General features: G+C 57.6%; 23 protein-coding genes and 1 pseudogene. 17 read left to right on the forward strand and 7 right to left on the reverse strand.

From position 1 onward, the window contains the following. The first annotated feature begins 2 nt into the window (after window positions 1–2). Genes SIC15_RS16550 through SIC15_RS16570 form a run of 5 tightly spaced genes read left to right on the forward strand, consistent with a single transcriptional unit; the run spans window position 3 to window position 5,107 of the window. Entirely contained in the window at window positions 3–1,418 is a 1,416-nt protein-coding gene (locus SIC15_RS16550; RefSeq protein WP_136629506.1) for a cbb3-type cytochrome c oxidase subunit I, read from the forward strand. Between the two features lie 57 nt (window positions 1,419–1,475). After that, on the forward strand, window positions 1,476–2,426 hold the full coding sequence (locus tag SIC15_RS16555; protein ID WP_136629505.1) for a 4Fe-4S binding protein: 951 nt from the start codon (window positions 1,476–1,478) through the stop codon (window positions 2,424–2,426). A gap of 15 nt (window positions 2,427–2,441) precedes the next feature. Next, entirely contained in the window at window positions 2,442–4,265 is a 1,824-nt protein-coding gene (locus SIC15_RS16560) for a nitric oxide reductase activation protein NorD (protein ID WP_136629504.1), read from the forward strand. 5 nt (window positions 4,266–4,270) lie between these two features. Further along, the gene (locus SIC15_RS16565; protein WP_136629503.1) at window positions 4,271–4,855 is read left to right on the forward strand and encodes a cytochrome c oxidase subunit 3; all 585 of its coding nucleotides are present in this window, start codon (window positions 4,271–4,273) and stop codon (window positions 4,853–4,855) included. A 12-nt stretch (window positions 4,856–4,867) separates the two neighbouring features. Further along, window positions 4,868–5,107 (forward strand): cytochrome C oxidase subunit IV family protein, encoded by a 240-nt coding sequence (locus tag SIC15_RS16570; protein WP_136629502.1) that lies wholly within the window; start codon window positions 4,868–4,870, stop codon window positions 5,105–5,107. Between the two features lie 28 nt (window positions 5,108–5,135). On the opposite strand, the gene SIC15_RS16575 is transcribed toward SIC15_RS16570, so the two are convergent. The 5 genes from SIC15_RS16575 to SIC15_RS16595 form a co-directional block, all read right to left on the reverse strand. Continuing rightward, window positions 5,136–5,510 (reverse strand): hypothetical protein, encoded by a 375-nt coding sequence (locus SIC15_RS16575; RefSeq protein ID WP_136629501.1) that lies wholly within the window; start codon window positions 5,508–5,510, stop codon window positions 5,136–5,138. Further along, the gene (locus tag SIC15_RS16580) at window positions 5,476–6,264 is read right to left on the reverse strand and encodes a CbbQ/NirQ/NorQ/GpvN family protein (RefSeq protein ID WP_136629500.1); all 789 of its coding nucleotides are present in this window, start codon (window positions 6,262–6,264) and stop codon (window positions 5,476–5,478) included. Before SIC15_RS16580 ends, SIC15_RS16575 begins: the two co-directional genes overlap by 35 nt. Further along, window positions 6,261–6,986: a PhnD/SsuA/transferrin family substrate-binding protein gene (locus SIC15_RS16585; RefSeq protein WP_169054487.1), complete on the reverse strand. Its 726-nt coding sequence runs from the start codon at window positions 6,984–6,986 to the stop codon at window positions 6,261–6,263. Before SIC15_RS16585 ends, SIC15_RS16580 begins: the two co-directional genes overlap by 4 nt. 22 nt (window positions 6,987–7,008) lie before the next feature. Next, the gene (locus SIC15_RS16590; RefSeq protein ID WP_136629519.1) at window positions 7,009–8,187 is read right to left on the reverse strand and encodes a cytochrome D1 domain-containing protein; all 1,179 of its coding nucleotides are present in this window, start codon (window positions 8,185–8,187) and stop codon (window positions 7,009–7,011) included. Window positions 8,188–8,261: 74 nt separating this feature from the next. Beyond that, window positions 8,262–8,600 (reverse strand): c-type cytochrome, encoded by a 339-nt coding sequence (locus SIC15_RS16595; protein WP_227549455.1) that lies wholly within the window; start codon window positions 8,598–8,600, stop codon window positions 8,262–8,264. A 242-nt stretch (window positions 8,601–8,842) separates the two neighbouring features. On the opposite strand from SIC15_RS16595, the gene SIC15_RS16600 reads away from it, so the two are divergent. From SIC15_RS16600 to SIC15_RS16640, 9 genes and pseudogenes are all read left to right on the forward strand, one after another. Continuing rightward, on the forward strand, window positions 8,843–10,567 hold the full coding sequence (locus SIC15_RS16600; protein WP_136629498.1) for a nitrite reductase: 1,725 nt from the start codon (window positions 8,843–8,845) through the stop codon (window positions 10,565–10,567). Window positions 10,568–10,594: 27 nt separating this feature from the next. Next, window positions 10,595–11,059: an AsnC family transcriptional regulator gene (locus SIC15_RS16605; RefSeq protein WP_136629497.1), complete on the forward strand. Its 465-nt coding sequence runs from the start codon at window positions 10,595–10,597 to the stop codon at window positions 11,057–11,059. 32 nt (window positions 11,060–11,091) lie between these two features. Continuing rightward, window positions 11,092–11,601, forward strand: coding sequence for an Lrp/AsnC family transcriptional regulator (locus SIC15_RS16610; protein ID WP_136629517.1), 510 nt, complete (start codon window positions 11,092–11,094; stop codon window positions 11,599–11,601). Further along, window positions 11,585–12,067, forward strand: a complete 483-nt coding sequence (locus SIC15_RS16615) for an Lrp/AsnC family transcriptional regulator (RefSeq protein ID WP_136629496.1) — start codon at window positions 11,585–11,587, stop codon at window positions 12,065–12,067. Before SIC15_RS16610 ends, SIC15_RS16615 begins: the two co-directional genes overlap by 17 nt. Then, window positions 12,042–12,557: an Lrp/AsnC family transcriptional regulator gene (locus SIC15_RS16620; RefSeq protein ID WP_136629495.1), complete on the forward strand. Its 516-nt coding sequence runs from the start codon at window positions 12,042–12,044 to the stop codon at window positions 12,555–12,557. The genes SIC15_RS16615 and SIC15_RS16620 overlap by 26 nt, the downstream gene beginning before the upstream one ends. A 13-nt stretch (window positions 12,558–12,570) precedes the next feature. Next, the gene (gene nirJ / locus SIC15_RS16625) at window positions 12,571–13,767 is read left to right on the forward strand and encodes a heme d1 biosynthesis radical SAM protein NirJ (RefSeq protein ID WP_412536485.1); all 1,197 of its coding nucleotides are present in this window, start codon (window positions 12,571–12,573) and stop codon (window positions 13,765–13,767) included. Window positions 13,768–13,805: 38 nt separating this feature from the next. Further along, a pseudogene (gene cobA / locus SIC15_RS16630) lies at window positions 13,806–14,642 on the forward strand (uroporphyrinogen-III C-methyltransferase); the annotation flags it as partial. After that, entirely contained in the window at window positions 14,639–16,135 is a 1,497-nt protein-coding gene (locus tag SIC15_RS16635) for a cytochrome D1 domain-containing protein (RefSeq protein ID WP_412536486.1), read from the forward strand. The pseudogene cobA and the gene SIC15_RS16635, both read left to right, overlap by 4 nt. 101 nt (window positions 16,136–16,236) lie before the next feature. Beyond that, window positions 16,237–16,944 (forward strand): Crp/Fnr family transcriptional regulator, encoded by a 708-nt coding sequence (locus tag SIC15_RS16640; RefSeq protein ID WP_412536487.1) that lies wholly within the window; start codon window positions 16,237–16,239, stop codon window positions 16,942–16,944. A 94-nt stretch (window positions 16,945–17,038) separates the two neighbouring features. Here SIC15_RS16640 and wrbA read toward each other — a convergent pair whose 3' ends face one another. Beyond that, window positions 17,039–17,638: an NAD(P)H:quinone oxidoreductase gene (wrbA, locus tag SIC15_RS16645; protein ID WP_069181822.1), complete on the reverse strand. Its 600-nt coding sequence runs from the start codon at window positions 17,636–17,638 to the stop codon at window positions 17,039–17,041. A gap of 166 nt (window positions 17,639–17,804) precedes the next feature. Here wrbA and trhA point away from each other — a divergent pair, with 166 nt between their 5' ends. Beyond that, window positions 17,805–18,494 carry a PAQR family membrane homeostasis protein TrhA gene (gene trhA / locus SIC15_RS16650; RefSeq protein WP_136631280.1) on the forward strand — a complete coding sequence of 230 codons (690 nt, stop codon included), beginning with the start codon at window positions 17,805–17,807 and terminating at the stop codon, window positions 18,492–18,494. On the opposite strand, the gene SIC15_RS16655 is transcribed toward trhA, so the two are convergent. Further along, entirely contained in the window at window positions 18,495–19,058 is a 564-nt protein-coding gene (locus tag SIC15_RS16655; RefSeq protein WP_222465329.1) for a Yip1 family protein, read from the reverse strand. 73 nt (window positions 19,059–19,131) lie between these two features. On the opposite strand from SIC15_RS16655, the gene SIC15_RS16660 reads away from it, so the two are divergent. Both SIC15_RS16660 and SIC15_RS16665 read left to right on the forward strand, forming a co-directional pair. Further along, complete coding sequence (locus SIC15_RS16660) at window positions 19,132–20,289, forward strand: NnrS family protein (RefSeq protein ID WP_412536488.1); 1,158 nt, start codon at window positions 19,132–19,134, stop codon at window positions 20,287–20,289. A 254-nt stretch (window positions 20,290–20,543) separates the two neighbouring features. Continuing rightward, entirely contained in the window at window positions 20,544–22,175 is a 1,632-nt protein-coding gene (locus SIC15_RS16665; protein ID WP_136631283.1) for an antiporter, read from the forward strand. Window positions 22,176–22,268: the final 93 nt, after the last annotated feature.

A 22,268-nucleotide genomic window follows, 5' to 3' on the forward strand; every position in this document is an offset into this window, starting at 1 on the left:
ACATGAAATACGAATCTCAAAGGGTAGCAATGCCCTACTTCATCTTTGCCCTGGTTCTGTTTGCCGGTCAGATTCTGTTCGGCCTGATCCTCGGTCTCCAATACGTAGTCGGTGACTTCCTGTTTCCGGAAATCCCCTTCAACGTTGCCAGAATGGTCCATACCAACCTGCTGATTGTCTGGTTGCTCTTCGGCTTTATGGGAGCAACTTATTACCTGGTTCCGGAAGAGGCACAGACCGAGCTGCACAGCCCGCTACTTGCCTGGATCCTGTTCTGGGTTTTCGCCGTTGCCGGTACCCTGACCATCCTTGGTTACCTGTTCGTGGACTACGCCACCCTGGCGGATGTCACGATGAATAAGTTGTTGCCAACGATGGGCCGTGAATTCCTCGAACAACCCACGATCACCAAAATAGGCATAGCGCTGGTTGTCGTTGGATTTCTCTACAACATCATGATGACAGCTCTGAAGGGGCGCAAAACCGTGGTCAACATTGTGTTGATTACCGGTCTCATTGGCCTGGCCGTGCTGTGGCTGTTTTCTTTCTACAACCCGGGAAACCTCACTCAGGACAAGTACTTCTGGTGGTTCGTGGTGCATCTGTGGGTTGAAGGTGTCTGGGAACTGATCATGGGTGCGATTCTGGCCTATGTGCTGATCAAGCTCACCGGGGTTGACCGGGAAGTCATCGAGAAATGGCTCTATGTGATCATCGCCATGGCGCTGATTACCGGCATCATCGGTACCGGGCACCATTTCTTCTGGATCGGTCCGCCCGAGTACTGGTTGTGGCTGGGCTCTGTGTTTTCCGCCCTTGAGCCGCTTCCGTTCTTCATGATGGTGGTTTTTGCCTTCAACATGATCAACCGTCGGCGTCGCAACCATCCGAACAAGGCTGCCATGCTGTGGGCCATGGGTACTGCCGTGATGGCCTTCCTGGGGGCCGGTGTGTGGGGCTTCCTGCATACCCTTGCGCCGGTAAACTATTACACCCACGGCAGCCAGATTACTGCAGCCCACGGCCACATGGCCTTCTACGGCGCCTACGTGATGATTGTGCTGACCATCATTTCCTACGCCGTGCCCATTATGCGTGGCCGGCCCTATGGCAACAGCAATACCGCGCAGATTGTCGAGATGTGGGGGTTCTGGCTGATGACCATCTCCATGGTATTCATCACGCTGTTCCTGACCGGCGCTGGCGTATTGCAGGTCTGGCTGCAGCGGCTTCCGGAAAGCGGTGAAGCACTGTCGTTCATGGCCACCCAGGACAACATCGCATTGTTCTACTGGATGCGCCTGGTCGCCGGCTGCTTCTTCATGGCCGGTCTGGTGGTGTACTTCGGCAGCTTCTTCATCAAGGGCCAGGCATCCCCGGCAGAAGAAGTCCGCGGTCCTGCCACCCAGGAAGCCTGAAAACCGCAGGCCGGAGCGACCCTCTCCGGCCTGCCCAACCGTAAACGGATAGTTGCCGTGCATGAGCAGAAGCTCCCGAACAAGGACACCCTCCAAAGAAAACGGTTGCTGACACGCGCCGCATTCTTCGGGCTGTTTCTGCTTGCGCCGGTACTCAATATTTTTCGATACGATCTGACGGAAACCCAGTTTGTACTGCTCGGGTTTCCCCTCTCCTTCAATCTTGAGCTGGCCTGGGTCAGCCAGAGTTCGCCGGCAGAAGTGGCCGGACAAATCCTCGTCTGGTTCATACTTCCCATTACACTGCTGGTACCGTTGGTGCTCTGGATCGCCTGGAAATGGGGGCGGATCTATTGTGGCTGGCTGTGCCCGCACTTTTCGGTGGTAGAGACCATCAACCACCTGATGACCCGGGTGACCGGCAGACCAACCCTTTATGAAGCGCTTCGCAAGGGCCGGCGCGGCAAGGTCCTGCACTGGGCCGGGCTGGCTCTGGTGTGTGGACTTATCGGATTCTCCTGGGCGCTGGCCATGCTGTCGTATCTGTTGCCCCCGATCCCGCTGTACACCGACCTGGTTACCGGCAATCTGTCGTTTTACCCCGCCATGTTCCTGGCCGTAGCGACGCTTCTTTTCACCCTGGACTTTCTGTTTGCCCGGCACCTGTTCTGCAAGTATGGCTGCGCCTTTGGCGTGGTCCAGAGCATCGCCTGGATGACCAACGGCAAAGGCCGGGTTGTCACCTTTGATACCAAACGAGCGGCCGCGTGCCGGGATTGCACCAACGCCTGCGATGAAGCCTGCCCGATGAGGTTGCCGACTCGCAGTCACAAACGGGCGAAATTCACCTGCACCCAGTGTCTGCAATGCGTCAGCGCCTGTCGCGATGTGCAGAAAAACAATCCGGAAGGTTCCCTGCTGAGCTGGGAACCCGGTGAACCCGGCAAACAGACCGTTCTGATTCCGGTTCGCCAGGTTGATCCATCACCACACCGGCAAAACGCCTGAAGCTGAGGAGTTCAAATGGAAGAGTGGGTAGGCTTCAAATGGCACGAATACATTACCCGGCAGGCCATGGGCGAGTTCCCGGAGCATGCGGTACACCTGAAAGACGAAGCGCGAACCCTGGGCGTAGTGTTCCGGGCACTGGGGGGCGACCCGGCCCTCAGCCTGGTCACGGCTGAGCCGCGCCATTTTCGTACCCGCCGCCGCTTCCTGCAGAAACTGGCGGGCACCCACAGGAAATTCGAGCTGGCCTGGCGCGATGAGCAAAGTCTGCGGCTGCCGGAACGCCTCGCCCTGTTTCCCTCCAAAGCCGTGAACCGGGATCTTTATCTGTGGCTGGCAGCGCTGGCTTCGCTTGGCGAACTGACCGATTCCGGCTGGCTCACCGGCAACCAGATGATGGTCCAGACCCTGCTCACCAAATGGCCAGGGCTGGAGCCGGTTTACCAGCGTCTGGTGCGCCACACGCTGCAGTGGCGCCCGGATCCGGGCACACTGTCGCCGACCGAGAGTCGCCGCGAAAAAGCCATTCGCCAGGCGCTGATTGATCCCGGCAGCGTTGAGACGCTTCCAGGAGCAGAGTCCGACCCCTGGCCGGTTGTTATCTGGCTTTATCCCACCCTGGCCCAGGGCAAGGTTACCGGGCAGATCATTGGCGATGACAACCTGACCTCAACACCGGGCGGGCTGGCAAAAAAACGCAAGCGCCGGCGCGCGGAACGGGTCGATGCATTCGATAAAGATCAGGGCCTGATGCTGTTCCGCCTCGAGAGCCTGTTTTCCTGGAGCGAGTTCATTCCGGTGGATCGGGCCGGTGACGACACCCAGGAAGACGATGCCGACGCCGTGGCCGATGACATGGATATGATCTCGGTCTCCAAGGACCGTCGGGAAGCGTCGTCTGCCATCAAGTTCGACCTGGACCTGCCGTCCGAAGAGAACGACGATCTGCACCTGGGCCCCGGCATCCACTTGCCAGAATGGGACTGGCGCAGCCAGAGTTATCGGGAAAAGTTCTGCTGCCTGCAGCCCATGCTCAGCAAAGAGTCGGTTCCCACCCGGTTACCGGATCACCTGTCCCGATCTGCCATGAGGCTGCGTCGACAGTTCAGCGCCCTGAAACCGCTCCGGCAATGGGAACGCCGGCAAACCGAAGGCGAGGAGCTGGATCTGGATGCCTGCATGGATCGGGAGGTCCAGCATCGCCGGGGCTCCGGGGTTATCGACCAGAAGCTGTTCCGCCGCTGCAAACAGAACCAGCGGGATCTGGCCTGCCTGATTCTCGCAGACGTTTCCATGTCCACGGATACCTTCATCAATAACAGCCAGCGGGTCATCGACATCGCCCGGGACGGCTTACAGCTGCTCAGCGAAGCCTTGCAGGCCAGCCGCGACCCTTTTGCGATTTTTGCCTTCTCTTCACGCCGTCGGGACCACGTACGATTCCACCACATAAAGTCCTTTGACGAGCCCTACAATGACATCAGCCGGGGCCGCATCCAGGCGCTGGAACCAGGCTACTACACCCGCATGGGCGCTGCGATACGTCAGGCTACCCGTTTGCTGCAGGGGCGTCATGAACACCAGAAAATCCTGCTGCTGCTAACCGACGGCAAACCCAATGATCTGGACTTGTACGAAGGACGCTATGGCGTGGAAGACACCCGAATGGCTGTGCAGGAAGCCCACAAGGCTGGCCTGACGCCCTTCTGCGTCACCATCGACGATGATGCCAACGAATACCTGCCCTATGTCTTCGGAAGCAACCATTTCGTGGTCATCAAGGACCCGACGCAGTTGCCGCTTCAGCTCCCCAAACTCTATATGAACCTGACACGCTGACGCCCATGCAAGCACCCGCTTCAACACGCCAACACCTCCCCGGCGATCTGGCCGTCTGGTTCTTCATATTTGCCGAACTGGCGGTATTCGGCATCCTGTTCATTAGCTTTGGCGTCGCCCGCAGCTTCGACCCGGATACCTTTGCCTCCGGCCGCCAGGTACTGCACCCCTGGACCGGTCTGATCAACACCGTCGGCCTGATCACCGCCAGCTATCTGGTAGCCACCGCCGTTCACCGTCTGCGCAAGCGACAGACCCATGTCACCCTGCTGCTCACGGGCGCCATCGCCGCTTCCACCGTTTATACATTCGGCAAGCTCTGGGAATACGCCGACCTCTACAGCAACGGCTACAACCTGGGTACCGACACCTTCTTCATGTTCTATTTCTTTCTCACCTTCTTTCACTTCATGCATGTGGTGCTGGGCCAGATCATCCTCGTGGTTCTTGCGGTCAAGGCGAATCGGGGTGACTACAACAGTGACTCCAATGGCGACGACATGAACGGCATGGAGTCCGGGGCCTCCTACTGGCACATGGTGGATCTGGTGTGGCTGGTGCTGTTTCCCATGCTTTATGTTCTGGCCTAGGGAGAAGAGCCGATGTTAGCGGTTTACATTGCCCTGATGGTTTGCACCATGACGCCCGTGATTGCCATGCAGGCAGGTGCCGACACTTCCGTTCTGGTATGGCTGGTATTTGCGCTGGTGATCGTGAAGGCGGTGCTGCTGGTGGATCATTTCATGGAAATGCGGAATGCTCCCTGGGGATGGAGACTGGCCTCGCAAGGCTGGGCGGTGATCGTTGTGGCTGCTTTGGCAGCCATTCGCGGAATCCAGTGATCAGGCCAAGCCGCCCACGCTCACAGCTTCAAATATAACGTTTCGGAAAATAGGGCGGCTTGTCACCAATAGCCTGAGCCAGTGCGATCATTCCCCACAGCACAAACGCCGTATGCAGAACAATTGCCCAGACAATGGCGCCAGTCCAGAAGTTACCCGTATTGCCGAACAGCAACCAGAACGCGCCCACGCCAGAGAAAATGCATACTGCACCGATAATCGACATGTAAAAAGCAGCCCTGGTATGGGCCTGGCGCAGGGCTGACCCCCGCTCACTACGCACAAACAGCCACGCCAGTACCGCGAACCCGATCACCGGCAGGGCCAGCAGGTTCAACAGGTACCAGACAACCGGTACGACAGCACCGCTACTGGTTTTCGTCTGACCTCCCGAATACTGCATAGACCACCTCCATAAGCGCGCTTACCGTTGCTTCATCGTCAGACAGCGGTTCTATCATCCCGGCCCGGCAGGCTTCGGTAACCGGCACACCCGCTCGCACCAGGTGCGCGGTATGAATCAGCAGCCGTGTTGACGCCGCCTCTTCCAGATCGTGATCCTTCAGGTTACGGACCGACCGGGCCAGGTTCACCAGTTGCTCCGCCAGGTCCCGGTTGCATCCGGATTCCTCAATCACGATGGATTGTTCCGCCTCTGCCCCCGGATAGTCAAAGCTCATGGATACGAAGCGCTGACGGGTACTGGGCTTCATCCCCTTCAACAGACTCTGATAGCCGGGATTGTACGAAACCACCAGCATGAATCCGGGCGCCGCCGACAACACCTCCCCGGTGCGCTCGATCGGTAATTCACGTCGGTCATCCGCAAGCGGATGCAGAACCACCGTCGTATCTTTACGAGCCTCGACTACCTCATCAAGGTAGCAGATGCCACCTTCGCGCACCGCCCGGGTCAGAGGGCCATCCTGCCAGTAAGTACCCTCCGGCCCGATCAGGTGGCGGCCTACCAGGTCGGCGGCGGTCAGGTCATCATGACAGGCAACGGTATACACTGGCCGCCCAAGCTTCTCGGCCATGAACCGGACGAAACGGGTCTTGCCGCAGCCGGTAGGCCCCTTGATAAGCACGGGCAAGCCGTTGGTTGCCGCCGCCTGAAACAGCTCTATTTCATTGCCAACCGATTGGTAAAACGTCATTGCATTGAATCCTCTGAATACTGTTTTTCGGGCAAGGCAAAGCCAAACACCCATTCAGGAAAGATGACGAATATCTGCGAATCATCTTCCCGCTGTAACTTCAGCAATGCCTGCTCACAGGCCAACGCCGCCTGGCTCCAGTTAGCCTGACGGTACCAGGCTGCTGCCGCTACCGGTTTGCCCTGCCAGCTCACCACCAGGTTGTTCCCGTCCAGAAACGGTCTCACAAACCCCAACTCTGAAACCGACGCGTGGGTGTTGTTATGCAGCAACAACCCCAGCGCAGAGCTGTAGTCACCGGCTTCGTACAACTGCTCCGCCACAGGCATGAAACCTTGTTTTTTCAGTTCCGCCAGCGGCAAGCTGGCGCCCAACGGATCTCTGCCGGCAACCGTGGCAAGATCACGACCCTTCAGGTCCCGGATATGCCTCACACCGGCTGTCCTGCGCGTAACCCAGACAGGAACAGGAAGCTGTCCATTCCGGTTAACCGCCACCAGAATCGGCGCGCGCCCCTCCGGAGTCTCCGACAGGAATGCCAGCGCAAGACCACTAACTTCGGTGTTAAACCGGAGTTCGGCCCGGCAACCCTGATCACGCAGATACTCCGTCAGCCGGTAGCGAGCGACATCGGTAACGCTGGTCGCGGACTCAACCCCGATCAGAATCGGAGCGCCCCCATCGCTCGCATGCGCGGTAAACAACTGGCCAGCCAGCACCATTCCAGACAATATCCGCCACATTTCAGAGGCCCAGGGCATGGGCCCGACTGGTAAAAAAGATGCCACTGGGTTTTTGTGCGCTAAGCGTTGCAACGGGCTCCAGCGACCGAGTGTTGTATACGGTCACCCGATCACTGTCCCTGGCAGATACCCATACCTCTTCACCGCGGGGCGTGAATTCCATGTGCAGAACCGCTTCCCCGGGCTCCAGAGTGCGGACAATTTCATGGGTCTGTGAGTCGATCACCTGCACTACATCGTTGTTCGGGTGGGCAAAGCTCACCCAAATCTGGCGATTGTCCGGACTGGCCATGACAAATACCGGTTGCCCCTGAACCGGAATCCGTTCGCTAAGGGACCAGTCGCTTGAATCCGCCACCAGCACCTGGTGGTGACCAACGGCTGGAACAAAAGCCCGGCCATCGGCGATAGCCCAGCCTTCCAGATGAGGCATCTTGTAAACCGGCAACTTTTGTTCACCCTTGCCATAACCCGGGAGAATCTGCCTAACCCCGTGACCCGGATTCCACAGGTCCAGCATTGACAGGCCGTCTTCACCAAACAGGCCGGCAATGTAGTAACGACCATCCGGCGTAATCAGAGCATCGTATGGCGATTTACCGGCCTCAAAACGGGTGATCTCAGCGGTTTTATCACTCATGTCGAGAGTCCAGATCTCTCCGGCCTCAAACAGGCTGAACACAAACAGATTCCCCGGTGCGTCCACCAGCCCGACCGTTTTCGACTGGCCGGCCTCACTGTGGCCGCTGGTGTAAGTGGCAGGCACATCTGCCACCAGCTCCAGGGTCTGGCTATCAAACACCTTCACGCCACCCGGCTCGTAATTGGATACCGCAACGTAGCGTCCATCCTGAGAAATTGCGCCGCCAATACTATTACCCGACTGGACAACCCGATCGACAATGGTCCGGCTCAACAGATCCACTTTCGTAAGTCCGCCATCGCGCCCGAATACATAGCCATATCGAGCGTCTCTGGAGTAAACAACCGACGCATGGGACAGATCACCCAACCCTTCGACTCGCCCAAGAACCTCGTGGCGGGAAGTGTTAATGACCAGTACTGAGCCGGAAGCGCGCTCAATAACCAGGCCCAGATCACCAGTTCCCATGACCTCAGGGGGAGACTCTGCCCCTGCGAACCCCTGGAACGACTGACACCCTGCCATGCCCACGATCATGGACAGCGCCAGGATCAGTTTTCCAGCCTGCTTAAATCTCGGACTCATGCTTGATCATTCCTCCAGGTTGAACGTCAGGGCGATACCAGTGCACCGGATTTCAATTGATCGCTGATCCAGTGGATATCTTCCGGCGATAACAGTTGCTTCCAGGGTGGCATTGCTGTGCCCGGCACACCCTCCCGGATAAGGGCCGCAATGGCCTCTACCGAAAGGTGTTCGAGATTCTCTGGCCGCAAGGGTGGCCCCAACCCTCCTCTGAGAGTCAGTCCATGACAGGAGCCACAATCCTGAACCACAAGATTGGCAAGACGGTGACGGCTCGCATTCCGGTCCGGGTTGTCGTCGCCCACAACGGTGACGGACATCATGATCAACCCTAGAACCTGGAGTACCGAAAACAGCATTCGCATCTTCGCTTCCCGCCAAAAGCTCTTCACACGCCACACCCTCCCGAGTCCTAGCCACATCGTGAAGACAGCAATAAAACTCATCCTTGATATTGGTTAATAGAGAGATTCAGATCCAGGACTATTTCGGCTTACCTATCATTGGGTATAGCGACACCACATAACATACATATGACATTAATCAATGAGCAGAAGGACAAAGAAGCGAAACCTACAGGGACTCTTAAATCCAAGGAGAGAATCTGATGAGAGTATCAAACCTGCTGTTCAAGCCATTGGCACTGGCCGTCGCCGTTGCCTCTTTCGGAGTGATGACTGTCCAGGCCACGCCCAAGGATCCCGATCCGTCGACATCCGCTTATGAGGGCACCGCCAGCGCGGTTGACCCTGAATCCGCGAGAGTGGTTCGCACGCCCGGCGCACCGGACCTGACCGATGCCGAGTTCGAAAAAGCAAAACAGATTTATTTTGAGCGTTGTGCAGGGTGTCATGGCGTTCTGCGCAAGGGCGCAACGGGCAAGCCACTGACCACTGACATAACCCAGGAAAGGGGGATTGATTACCTGAAGGCCTTTATCAGCTATGGCTCACCAGCGGGCATGCCGAACTGGCTGACCTCCGGCGACCTGACCGAAGAAGAAGTAGAGCTGATGGCCAAGTACGTCATGCACGAACCTCCTCAGCCTCCGGAGTTCAGTCTTGAAGACATGAAGGCCACCTGGGAAGTCGTTGTCCCGCCCGAAGAACGTCCCACCAAGCAGATGAACGATCTGAACCTGAAGAACCTGTTCAGTGTGACACTGCGGGACGCCGGCCAGGTAGCCCTGATTGACGGCGATACCCATGAAATTGTCCACATTATCGACACCGGCTACGCGGTTCATATTTCCCGCATGTCGGCTTCCGGGCGCTATGTCTTCGTTATCGGCCGTGATGCCCTGGTCAACATGATTGACCTGTGGATGGAAGAGCCCAATACCGTGGCCAAGATCAAGGTTGGCATGGAAGCCCGCTCGGTGGAAACGTCCAAGTACAAGGGCTGGGAAGACAAGCTCGCGATTGCAGGCACCTACTGGCCACCACAGTTCGTGATCATGGACGGAAAGACCCTGGAGCCGAAGAAAATCGTTGGCACCCGCGGCATGACAGTGGACACCCAGGAATACCATCCAGAACCCAGGGTGGCAGCCATCGTGGCCTCCCATAAGCATCCAGAGTTCATCGTCAACGTGAAGGAAACCGGCAAGATCATGCTGGTGAACTACGAGGATCTCGATAACCTCTCCGTCACCAATATCGATGCCGCCCGCTTCCTGCACGACGGTGGCTGGGACAGCAGCATGAGGTACTTCCTCACAGCAGCCAACCAGTCTGACAAGATCGCCGTGGTTGACTCCCAGGACCGCAACCTCGAAGCCATGGTAGATGTAGGCAAGATTCCCCATCCTGGCCGCGGCGCCAACTTTGTGGACCCGGAGCATGGTCCGGTCTGGGCGACCAGCCACCTGGGCGATCCGACCATCCAGTTGATCGGCACCGACCCCGAAGGTCATCCGGACAAGGCCTGGAAAGTGGTCAGAACGCTGAACGGCCAGGGCGGCGGGTCGCTGTTTATCAAAACCCACCCGAAATCCACCAACCTCTGGGTTGATACCGCCCTGAACCCGGCCGAAGCCGTGAGTCAGAGCATCGCGGTGTTCGACATCAATAACCTGGATGCCGGCTATGACGTGCTCCCGATCGCCGAATGGGCAAACCTGGGCGAGGGGCCCAAGCGGGTCGTTCAGCCGGAGTACAACGTTGAAGGCGACGAAGTCTGGTTCTCGGTGTGGAATACCCAGGACAAGAAATCCGCCCTGGTGGTCGTCGACGATAAGACACGCAAGCCGAAGAAGGTGATCACCGATGAACGGCTGGTAACACCCACCGGCAAGTTCAACGTCTACAACACCCAGCACGACGTGTACTGATCGGTTCCGGCCCGGAGGAGACCAGAGATGAGACTGGATACAACTGACCAACAGCTGATCAACCTTTTCCAACGGGAACTGCCCGTTGGTCAGAGGCCCTATGAGGCAATGTCCCGACAACTGGGCATCGCTGAAGCGGAGGTCCTTGAACGGCTGCAGTTGCTCAAGGACAGTCAGGTTCTCAGCCGGGTCGGACCGGTTTTCGAACACAGCCGCGCAGGCGCAAGCCTGCTGGCTGCCGTGGCGGCACCGGACGAACAGCTGGATCTGGTCGCCGCCCAGGTAAATCGTGCTCCGGGGGTAAATCACAACTACGCCCGCGAGCACACCTACAATCTCTGGTTCGTCATGACTGCGCCTGATGAAGACACTCTGGAAGAACGGCTCGACGAACTGGAACACCAGCTCAGACTCCCCATGCTTCGGTTACCCATGATAGAGGCCCACCACATTGACCTGGGCTTCGATATTGACTGGGAGGCCCTACCGTGACCCCTCACCACGCTCCGGAATATCTGGTTACGATGCCGGAGGGTACGGGAGCCGGGCCGATCAGTGCCTGGGGATTACTGCGGCTTAGACGGCACCTGGAACTGGGCCTTCCGCTAACACCACGCCCTTACCAGACGCTGGCGGAAAGGACCGGCTTGTCCGAGCAGGAAGTAATGACAGCGATCCGACAGTGGCAGGACCAGGGGCTCATCAAGCGATTCGGACTGGTAGTCCGGCACCGGGCCCTTGGTTACACCGCCAATGCCATGGTGGTTTGGGATATTCCTGACGATCAGGTACAAAACCTGGGCCGGGCACTGGCCCGTGTGCCCCTCGTGACCCTCTGCTATCAGCGCCCACGCCGACTCCCGGACTGGCCCTACAACCTGTTTTGCATGATTCACGGCGTTGACCGGCAACGAGTTCTGCGCCAGCTCAAAGCGCTGATTGAAGATCACGGTCTGGAGCAGGTACCCCATGCGGTGCTGTTCAGCACCAAAGCCTACCGGCAGAGAGGAGGCCGTTATGTCAGCCATGACTGAGAGCCTGGTGACAACGCCCGAATTTACTGAGGTGGAGCGGGCTGTGATTAACCGGCTGCAAACGGGGCTGCCTCTGATGCATTCGCCCTATGCAGCGGTAGCCAATGAGCTCGGCATGGCCGAAGAAGTGGTTATGAACACCCTGCAGGACCTACTGGAGCGTCGCATTTTCACGCGTTTCGGCCCCATGTTCCATGCCGGCGAAATGGGGGGCGGGTTGACTCTGGCCGCCATGCGCATTCCCCAACAGGACTTTGACAGCATCGCCGCGAAGGTTAACGCCTTTGAGGAAGTGGCCCACAACTACCGCCGGGAACATGAACTGAACATGTGGTTTGTCTTGGCAACGGAAGCGCCGGACGATATAGCCCGGGTTATCGCTGCAATTGAATCCGCCACGGGCTATCCCGTTTACAACATGCCCAAGGAGGAAGAGTTCCATGTCCATCTCCACTTCCCGGTCTGACCACAGCTACGTGCTCTGCGCGCTGGACCGGAAACTGATCCTGGCCACCCAGAGCGGTTTGCCTCTGGTACCGGACCCGTGGGGAGCTCTGGGCGAAGAACTGGGATTACCAGCAGACGAGGTCCTGGCCCGTTTTCAGCGCATGCAGACCGCCGGCGTTATCCGGCGGGTGGCCGCGGTGCCCGACCACTACCGACTGGGTTACCGCTTCAATGGCATGACGGTCTGGGATGTCCGCGACGACGCCATCACCGATATGGGCCGGCAAGTGGGTGAACTGCCCTTTGTCAGCCACTGCTACCGACGGCCGCGGCACCTGCCCTACTGGAACTACAACCTGTTTGCGATGGTTCACGGTACCAGCCGTGAAGAAGTCGAAGACAAGGCTTCGCAGATTCAAGACTTGCTCGGAGACACCTGCGAAGGCCACACCATTCTTTACAGCTCGGCCATCCTTAAAAAAACCGGTCTGCGGCTGCGGAAATCATGAGAGAGGGAGCACCATGTTCAGAATGACCCGCTATATCAAGAGCCTGATGAATCCGACGCCTGTGCGCCCGGTTCCGAAACCCACAGGCCCGGTCGTAATCTGGAATCTGATTCGCCGCTGCAACCTGACCTGCAAACACTGCTATTCCATCTCCGCCGATGTGGATTTCAAGGGCGAATTGAGCACAGATGAGGTTTACACAGTAATGGGCGACCTCAAGGCTTTCGGAGTTCCTGTGCTGATTCTTTCAGGCGGCGAGCCGCTGATGCGCCCGGATATCTTTGACATCTCCCGCCGTGCCAAAGCCATGGGGTTTTATGTGGGCCTTTCCACCAACGGCACACTGATTACCGGGGAGAATATTCATCAGATAGCTCAGGCCGGTTACGACTACGTGGGCATCAGCATCGATGGCCTGGAAAAGACCCATGACGAATTCCGCCAGAAAAAAGGCGCCTTCGCTGCCTCCATGAAGGCAGTGGAGCTCTGCAAACGCGCCGGCATAAAGGTGGGCCTTCGTTTCACACTGACTCAGGATAACTTTCCCGAGTTGCCGGACATGCTCAAGATGCTGGATGAGCACGATATCGATAAGTTCTACCTTTCCCATCTGAACTATTCCGGCCGGGGCGGACGCAACCGCAAACGGGACGCCTGGTATGACATGACCCGGGAGGCCATGACCCTGATGTTCGATCACTGCCATGACGAGCTTCAGAGAGGCATCGAACGGGAATACGTAACGGGCAACAACGATGCGGATGGCCCCTTCCTGCTGCAATGGGCAGCAGAGCACTACCCGGACCAGGTCCCGGCACTTCAGCAACGGCTGACCTGGTGGGGCGGCAATGCCTCAGGGGTCAACATTTCCAATATCGACAACCTGGGGGAAGTGCATCCCGATACATTCTGGTGGGACTACAACCTGGGCAATGTCCGGAACACACCGTTCTCCCGGATCTGGTCAGAAGCCAGTGACTCACTGATGACAGGCTTCCGCCAGAACCCCCGTCCCGTCAAGGGCCGCTGCGCCGACTGCCGTTACCTGCCCGTCTGCAACGGCAACACCCGGGTCCGAGCCCACAACATTTCCGGTGACTTCTGGGAAGAGGACCCTGGCTGTTACCTCACTAACGAAGAAATCGGTGTGCTCGACATGCCCCGGCGGGTTGCCGCGCCGGTCATCGAGATTCCGGTTCACAACCTGTAAGGACAAGCATCATGACAACCAGCCAAAGGAAGAAGTGCCTGGTGGAGTTCCAGTTGGCGGAACAACCCTTACGGGCAGGAGAGGTAGCCATCGTTGGGGCAGGTCCGGGAGACCCCGGACTTCTGACCCTGCGGGCCCTGATGCTGATACAGCAAGCCGATGCCATTGTGTACGACCGCCTGGTTTCGCCCCAGATTATGGAACTGGTGAACCCGGCGGCCGAACGCATTCACGTTGGCAAAGCCAGCGGATGCCATTACGTTCCACAGGAAGACACCAATGAATTGCTGGTGCAGCTGGCGGTCAAACAACGCCGTGTGGTTCGACTGAAAGGCGGGGACCCTTACATCTTCGGCCGTGGTGGCGAGGAAGCAGAATTCCTGGCAGATAACCATATCGACTTCCAGGTGGTACCCGGCATAACCTCCGCCGCCGGTTGCGCTTCCTACTGCGGCATACCGCTGACGCACCGGGATTATTCCCAGAGCGTCACCTTTGTAACGGGCCACCGCAAGGCCGACCAGTCCCTGGAACTGAACTGGCGCGTACTGGCGGCGCCGGGCCAGACCCGGGTGTTCTACATGGGGCTCCACAACGCCCCCACCATTGTCAGGGAACTCATTGGACATGGTTTACCGGCTGACACCCCTGTGGCTCTTGTGGAACGGGGAACCACGCCACAACAGCACATGACAGTTACAACGCTGCTGGAACTCGAGGCTACGATCGCTCGTGAAGGCTTCCAGCCTCCAACGCTGATCATTGTTGGTGAAGTTGTCCGACTGGCCGAGAAACTGGCGCAACCAACCGCTGCCGGCTGGTGCATAAGCCAGCCCGAGGCCAGTGCAGCCATTGCGGGAGGTAGGCCGGCATGAGGATTCACAATATCGCCCCACTGGTTATGGCCTTCAGTCTGTTGATGCCAACCTCGTTACAAGCGACGCCCTCACCGGAAACCGAGTTTTTGTACCAGCAACACTGCGCCAGTTGCCATGGCCAGGATCGTCTTGGCGGCATGGGTCCGGCCCTGCTGCCCGATAATCTGTCACGACTGAAAAAGCCGCAGGCCGAAGACGCCATTCGTAACGGCCGGCCCGCCACCCAGATGCCGGCCTTTGCCGATGTTCTCGGCAAGGAATCCATAACAGCACTGGCCGATTTCATTTACCAACCACCCGCCAGCCCGCCGACCTGGGGCCGGGCCGAAATTCTGGGCAGCCATTTACTGCCCCACCCAAAAGGTACTCTGCCCGATAAGCCGGCTTACCAGGCCGACATGATGAACCTGTTTCTGGTGGTGGAAATCGGCGATCATCACGTTACCCTTCTCGACGGCGACAGGATGGAACCCATCCACCGCTTCCCGAGCCGTTACGCCCTTCATGGCGGACCGAAATACAGTCCTGACGGCCGTTACGTCTACTTTGGCTCACGGGACGGCTGGATAACCAAGTACGACTTGTACAACCTGAAAGTGGTCGCGGAAGTACGCGCCGGTATCAACATGCGCAACATCGCCATTTCGGCCGATGGCGACCACGTTATGGCAGCCAATTATCTGCCCCATACTCTGGTTCTGTTCGACGCCGACAATCTCGAACTCATGGACATCATCCCGGTGGAGAACGGCACAGGCGCAAGCTCCCGGGTCAGCGCCGTGTACGCGGCTCCACCGCGGAACAGCTTCATTGCCGCCCTGAAGGACATCCCTGAAGCCTGGGAGATCAGCGTGCAGGATGGCAAAGCCAACGTTCGCCGGATGCAAACCGACACCTGGCTCGATGACTTCTTTTTTGACCCGGGCTACGACCATCTCATCGGGGCCGCCCGGGACGGCAGCCATGGTCTGGTGCTCAATCTGGATACCAGCAAAACCGTCGCCGATCTGCCGCTTCCGGGCATGCCACATCTGGGCTCCGGCATTACCTGGGAGCACCAGGGCAGACGGGTGATGGCCACCCCCCACTTTCGCACCGGCGCCGTTTCCATCATCGATATGGACAGCTGGGAGATCATCAAGACCCTCCAGACCGAGGGGCCGGGCTTCTTTATGCGAAGCCACAAAAACTCCCGCTATGCCTGGGTCGACGTTTTTTTCGGTCCCAACAAGGATAAGGTCCACGTCATCGACAAACAGACCCTGGAAATCGTCAAAACGTTACAGCCCGAACCGGGTAAGGTTGCTGGCCATGTAGAATTCGACCGCTACGGTGAAAAACTCCTGCTGAGCATATGGGACAAGGACGGTGCGGTAGTCGTCTACGACGCAGACACCCTGGAAGAAGAGAAACGGATTCCCATGAACAAACCCTCCGGCAAATATAACGTCTGGAACAAGATCAACTACGAAGAGGGAACCAGTCATTGATCGTTATCGACTCAGTGAAAAAGCCTTAATGATTTAAGTCATTTCATAAGATGTTTCTTTGATACCATAATTGACCTGACACTCATAACAGGGTCAAAGCAATGAACTCATTTTTCAGGCCAGACATAGCCTCCTCGCCCTGCATGCTTGGAGAAGACAATCCAGACATCATCCAGCAAGATGCCGCATCAGATTCCACTGCACTGCTGAACGGCCTGAGTCGGGTTTTCGGAATTCGCCTGGAAGGACATGAAAACGATCCGGACGCTCGGTTTCTGGCAGACCTGGCCCGCCTGTTTCATCTTTGCAGGATTGACCCCGAAACCGCCATGGAAAAGCACGATACGCCTTGGGCAAATGTTTATCTGATTCAGTACGGCATTATGCGGCTGTTCCGGGAAGCACCCAGTGGCAAGGTGTCAGTGCACCATTTCTTTTCTGAGGGCGATATGGTCTGGCCGGTTTTTGGCCGTAGCCGAACCGTCAGAAATACCCTCTGCCTGACTTCAGTAACGCCGGTAACAGCCTGGGTTGCCGACTTCGCTGCCTTCCGGTCTGCAATCCAGTCTCACGGTGAGGGACTCTGGCCCCAGTTCGCCCTTGCCCTGACGGAAGAAATTGCCGAGCTGACCAGCATGAGAGAGTTCCGCAAGCACACCATGCCGGCAAGAGAACGATACAAGTTACTGCTTGAGGAATACCCGGAGCTGGTTAAACGGGTACCGGATAATCAACTGGCATCATGGCTCGGCGTCGTGCCAGCGACCTTTTCCCGGCTGAAAACCGCGAGTGCGAAAATTCGGCCATGAGGCGACACGCCAACCAGGCACAACATAAAAAAAGGGCAGCACGCTCTCGCCTGCTGCCCTGGAAAACGCTCAACGCTTTGGTAATGCTTCAGATTCAGCCGTGCAGTTTTACCGCCAGCTCGGCCACGTGCTTGCCCTGGAAGCGGGCGATGGCCAATTCTTTCTCACTCGGCTGCCGTGAGCCGTCGCCCCCGGCGATGGTTGACGCCCCGTAAGGCGTTCCGCCATTCACTTCCGAGATGTCGAAAAACTCAGGGATACCATAGCCCAGGGGGACGATCACCATGCCGTGATGGGCCAGGGTGGTCCAGAATGAACTGATGGTGTGCTCCTGCCCACCACCGGTGCCTGTAGAGGTAAACACGCTCGCCACCTTGCCGTGGAGTTTGCCCTCAGCCCACAGCCCACCGGTCTGATCGAGGAATGTCCGCATCTGCCCGGCCATATTGCCGAACCGGGTCGGTGTGCCAAATATCACCGCGTCGTATTCGGCCAGTTCTTTCGGGTCGGCTACGGGAGCTTGCTGGTCAGCCTTACCGCCAGCGCCCAGGAACGCCTGATCAGACATGGTTTCCGGCACCCGCTTGATCGTAACTTCGGCGCCATCAACCTCTTTTGCACCTTCGGCAATGGTATTCGCCATCGTCTCGATGTGGCCGTACATGGAGTAATAAAGAACAAGTACTTTTGCCATCTGGAAAACCTCCTCTGTCCGCAATCTGTTATACGCATGCTAACCAGCGGTGGACTCGAGAGAAATCGGAACTTTTCCGACAGGTTGTTCAGTTTTTCTGAACAGCCTCACAAGATGGTCACGATCAGCCATTGCGTACACGTGTACGCTCAAGTATTTTATGGGCATGGCTTACAAGGAAGACCCCTCAGTGACAGCATCTGTATCCCCGACACAGAACATCCATCACCGCATTGAAGAGTGGCTGAACAGTGCCACCCACGGGCTCGGCGCTATATTGAGTGTTGTTGGCACGATTGCGCTGATCGTGGGCGCCAGCCAGGTCGGGGATGCCTGGAAAATCGTGAGCTTCAGTATTTTCGGCGCTTCCCTGATTCTGCTGTACCTGGCGTCCGCCCTGTATCACGGTGCCCGGCGGCCAGAACTGAAAAGGGCATTCAAAACCCTTGATCATTGCGCCATTTTTCTGCTGATCGCCGGAACCTACACGCCGTTTCTGCTTGTGAACATTCGTGGAACGGTGGGCTGGACCCTGTTTGCCGTGATCTGGTCACTGGCGATCACCGGCGTGGTTCTGAAGGTGATTTTCAAGAACCGCTTCAAGCTCGCAAGGGTCGGCATCTATGTGGCCATGGGCTGGCTGATCACGTTCGCCTCTTCCGACCTGGTGGCCAACCTGAGTGAAACAGCCCTGAACCTGACGATCGCCGGCGGCGTTGTCTACACCGCCGGTGTCGCCTTCTATCTGGCCGACCGCATTCCCTACATGCATGCGATCTGGCACCTGTTCGTGATCGGCGGCAGCGCCTGCCACTTCAGTGCCATCTATTTTGGCGTGCTGCCCCACACGGTCTGATCAGAACGCCCAGACCATCGCCATCAGCACGCCCCACGCCAGCAGTGAAGCCGCCATCACGGTGTAGGTGGCGGACATGACCACGACATCGTTATCACTTCGCTCGCAGAATGACCGAACGCCCTGATAGACCAGAGCGCAGGACAGGAACAGTGCGGCAAACATGGCCACAACACTCACCGCCAGCACGGGCACCAGCAACGCTAATGATGACAGCCAGAGCGGCAGCGGTGCGATTGCAGCCAGCAAATAGGCATCCTGATAACTGATTTTCAGTTGGTGGCTGTCCATAACGGCGTGTATCAGCCAGCCCATCACGAAGAACGTGAGCAACTCTGCCAGGAACAGAATGGTAGTGATGAAGCGCCACTCCTTGTCTCCAAAGCCCTGCATAAAGGCGTCTCCATACTGCGTACCAGCATAGTAGAGCAGCACCGGCGGCAGAAACGACATAGGTACTACAACCACCCATGCCAGGAACGGAATGGACAGGTCCAGGCGCCGCAGCTCTGACCAGGCGCCATTGCCGGAAAACGGTAGACGGGCAAGTTGTGTAATATTCATGATGCACCTTTAAAATGTATCCCGCGTTATTTTTACTGATAGTTACGGTACGCCGACGGGTCAAGGACACGAGATGACTTCAGACAACTCGGGCATGCCACGAAAGAACATCCATGCTTTCTGGCTGTTCTTCCCCGCCGCATCACTGTTCGCAGCATTGACGGTTCCCCTGTCGATTTTCAGCGTGCTGTCCGGGACAGGCTGGCCACCTGGATTACTGGGTGCAGGACACGGCCATGAATTGATCTTCGGCTTCGCCCTGGCTCTTGTCGCCGGCTACACGCTTGGTCCTCAACCGTACCGGGTGCTTACCGTACTCTTCGTACTCTGGTTACTCGCGAGGGTGAGCTGGATCCTGGCCCCGGAAAGTCTTGCTGCCCAGCTGTTAAGCCCGGCTTTCGCTCTCTTGCTGGCGCGCCACGCTGTGCCGAGATCTCAGGCAGCCAAAAAGTGGCGCAACCGGATTGCCGGCCCGCTGATTCTACTTCTCTGCCTGTTGTCGGCGGTTTTCTGGCTCGCCGGCAGCACAATGGCCGCAAGCGCATCGGCAATACCGGATAGTCGCCGGGTACTGACGATCGCGATTGTCGGCTTGCTGCTTCTGATGACGTTTATCGGGGGGCGCATCATCGCACCGGCCGTAGCGGGCACGCTGGAGAAGCAAGGCATTGCAATTGAGGCCCGGGTTCAGCCACAGGTTGAGGGAACTCTTCTGGCCACCTTGCTGCTGGCATTGCTGTTGAGTTTTCTGCCAGTCGCGGCCCCGGCCGTTGGGCTTTTATTGCTGGCCGCGGGTTTTCTGATTGTGATTCGCACGGTTCGCTGGAAACTCTGGCATTGCCGGAACCGGCCAGACCTCCTGGTGTTGGCACTTGGCTACCTCTGGCTGGCTGCCGGTGCGGTTTTGAGCGGTATAAGCCTACTGACAAGGAACGATCCTCTTGCTTCCATGCACCTGATTACCATCGGTGGCCTGGGCACGCTTTCCACCAGCGTCATGTTGCGCCTGGCCTGGCAGCGAGCCAGACGAACGGTGCCACCCGCCTGGCAGGTTGCTGGCCTAGCTTCAGGCATGGCCGTTGCTGCTATCGCACGCCTCTACGCAGGAAACACGCCGTTTCTCGAACCGGCTGCTCTCTGGCTCTCAGCGGCGAGCTGGTCCTGCATCTATGGCCTTGTGGCGCTGCAGGTGGCTTTACTGTTCAGACACGTCCAGAACCGGCGGAAATGATTGGCTACCTCTACTGCGCCGACAACCGGTTTGCCTACCCCCTTCGGAATATCACCGCCGCATCTTACTGATTTATATGACTTTTAAAGGGCAAAAACGGCATAAAAATAGCGCCTGAAAATCGACCACTCGCGCCGCATTCTTGTCCTTGAGCAATATCAAGAATTACTCCCCGCACTGCTTTGCACAATGGCTCAAAGCCCTGAAGCCTCTGACCCGAGGCCATGGGTAAAGCAAACCGAGGAGCACACATCATGGCCAACAGTACAGCGAGCGCCGGACAGATAGGCGCGAAGAACAGGACAAACGCTGACATCGAAAACTGGGATGTCGAAAGCGAAGAATTCTGGCAACGGGAAGGCAAGCGCATTGCGTCCCGCAACCTCTGGATTTCCATACCCAGCCTTCTGATGGGCTTTGCCGTCTGGCTGATGTGGGGAATGATCACCACCCAGATGAAAAACCTGGGGTTTCCGTTCAGCATTGAACAGCTGTTTACCCTTTCTGCGATTGCGGGCCTGTCTGGCGCTACTCTGCGGATTCCGGCCTCGTTCATGATCAAGATTGCCGGCGGACGGAACACCGTGTTTCTGACCACCGCCCTGTTGATGATTCCTGCTGCCGGTACCGGCATTGCTCTGATGAATCCGGATACTCCGTTTATTGTCTTCCAGGCTCTTGCCCTGCTCTCCGGAATCGGTGGCGGTAACTTTGCCTGCTCCATGAGCAACATCAGCACCTTCTACCCGAAAAGCAAACAGGGCTATGGCCTCGGCATGAATGCCGGTCTCGGTAATTTCGGTGTTACCACCATGCAGGTGGTCATTCCGCTGGTAATGACCGCAGGTATCTTCGGCGCCCTGGCCGGCGACCCGATGCAGCTGCAAAGCCCCAGCGGAACGCTGATTGGTCGTATTGAGGCGGGAACCGATACCTGGATCCAGAACGCTGGCTTTATCTGGCTGGTTTTCCTGATTCCGCTGGCATTCGCCAGCTGGTTTGGCATGAACAACCTGAAAGTGGTTACTCCGAATCCCGGCAACCCGCTCTCGGCTTTCGGCAAAATTCTGGGGCTCTACGGCGTCGGTATTCTCGCCTCTATCGCTGGCGTCTGGGCCCTCAGCGTTATGAACATGTGGCTGGCTCTGCCGCTGACAATTGTGCTCACGCTGATCCTTCTGCGCCTTATCCCCGGGGACATAAAGCCCAACATCCAGAACCAGTTTGCGATCTTCAGCAACAAGCACACCTGGTCCATGACCGTGCTTTACATCCTCACCTTCGGCTCGTTCATCGGCTTCTCAGCTGCCCTGCCGCTGTCTATCACCGTTATCTTTGGCAACATGATGGAAGTGGCGGCCGATGGCACGGTCACCCGCGTGGTAAATCCGGATGCGCCGAGCGCACTCACCTGGGCCTGGATGGGACCGTTTGTAGGCGCACTGATTCGCCCGGTGGGCGGCTGGATTTCCGACAAGGTAGGCGGCTCCATTGTTACCCAGATCATCTCGGTTGTGATGGTTGCAGCCTCCGTAGCAACCGGTTATGTGATGATGCTGGCCTACAACTCCACCGATCCGAACGCCTACTTTGCGCCGTTCCTGATCCTGTTCATTATCATGTTCGCGGCCAGTGGTATCGGTAACGGCTCTACCTTCCGCAGCATCGGCTTTATCTTCAACCAGCAGCAGAAGGGCCCGGTCCTGGGCTGGACCTCCGCGGTTGCCGCCTACGGCGCATTTATCGCCCCGCGGGTAATGGGCCAGGAAATCCAGGCCGGCACTCCGGAAGTGGCCATGTACGGGTTTGCGGTGTTCTATGCACTCTGCCTGGTGGTTAACTGGTGGTTCTACCTGCGCAAGAACGCGTACATCAAGAATCCCTGATAACAGCCTCTTTTAACAACCGGCGCCCTTCAAAGGCGCCGGTTTTTTTATGCCTGCTTTCCAGCGGGTCCTGTCACCCCATCTGCATCGAAT

The sequence above is a fragment of the Marinobacter sp. MIT932201 genome (genome assembly GCF_047123295.1).
GTDB classification, from domain to species: Bacteria; Pseudomonadota; Gammaproteobacteria; order Pseudomonadales; family Oleiphilaceae; genus Marinobacter; species Marinobacter salsuginis.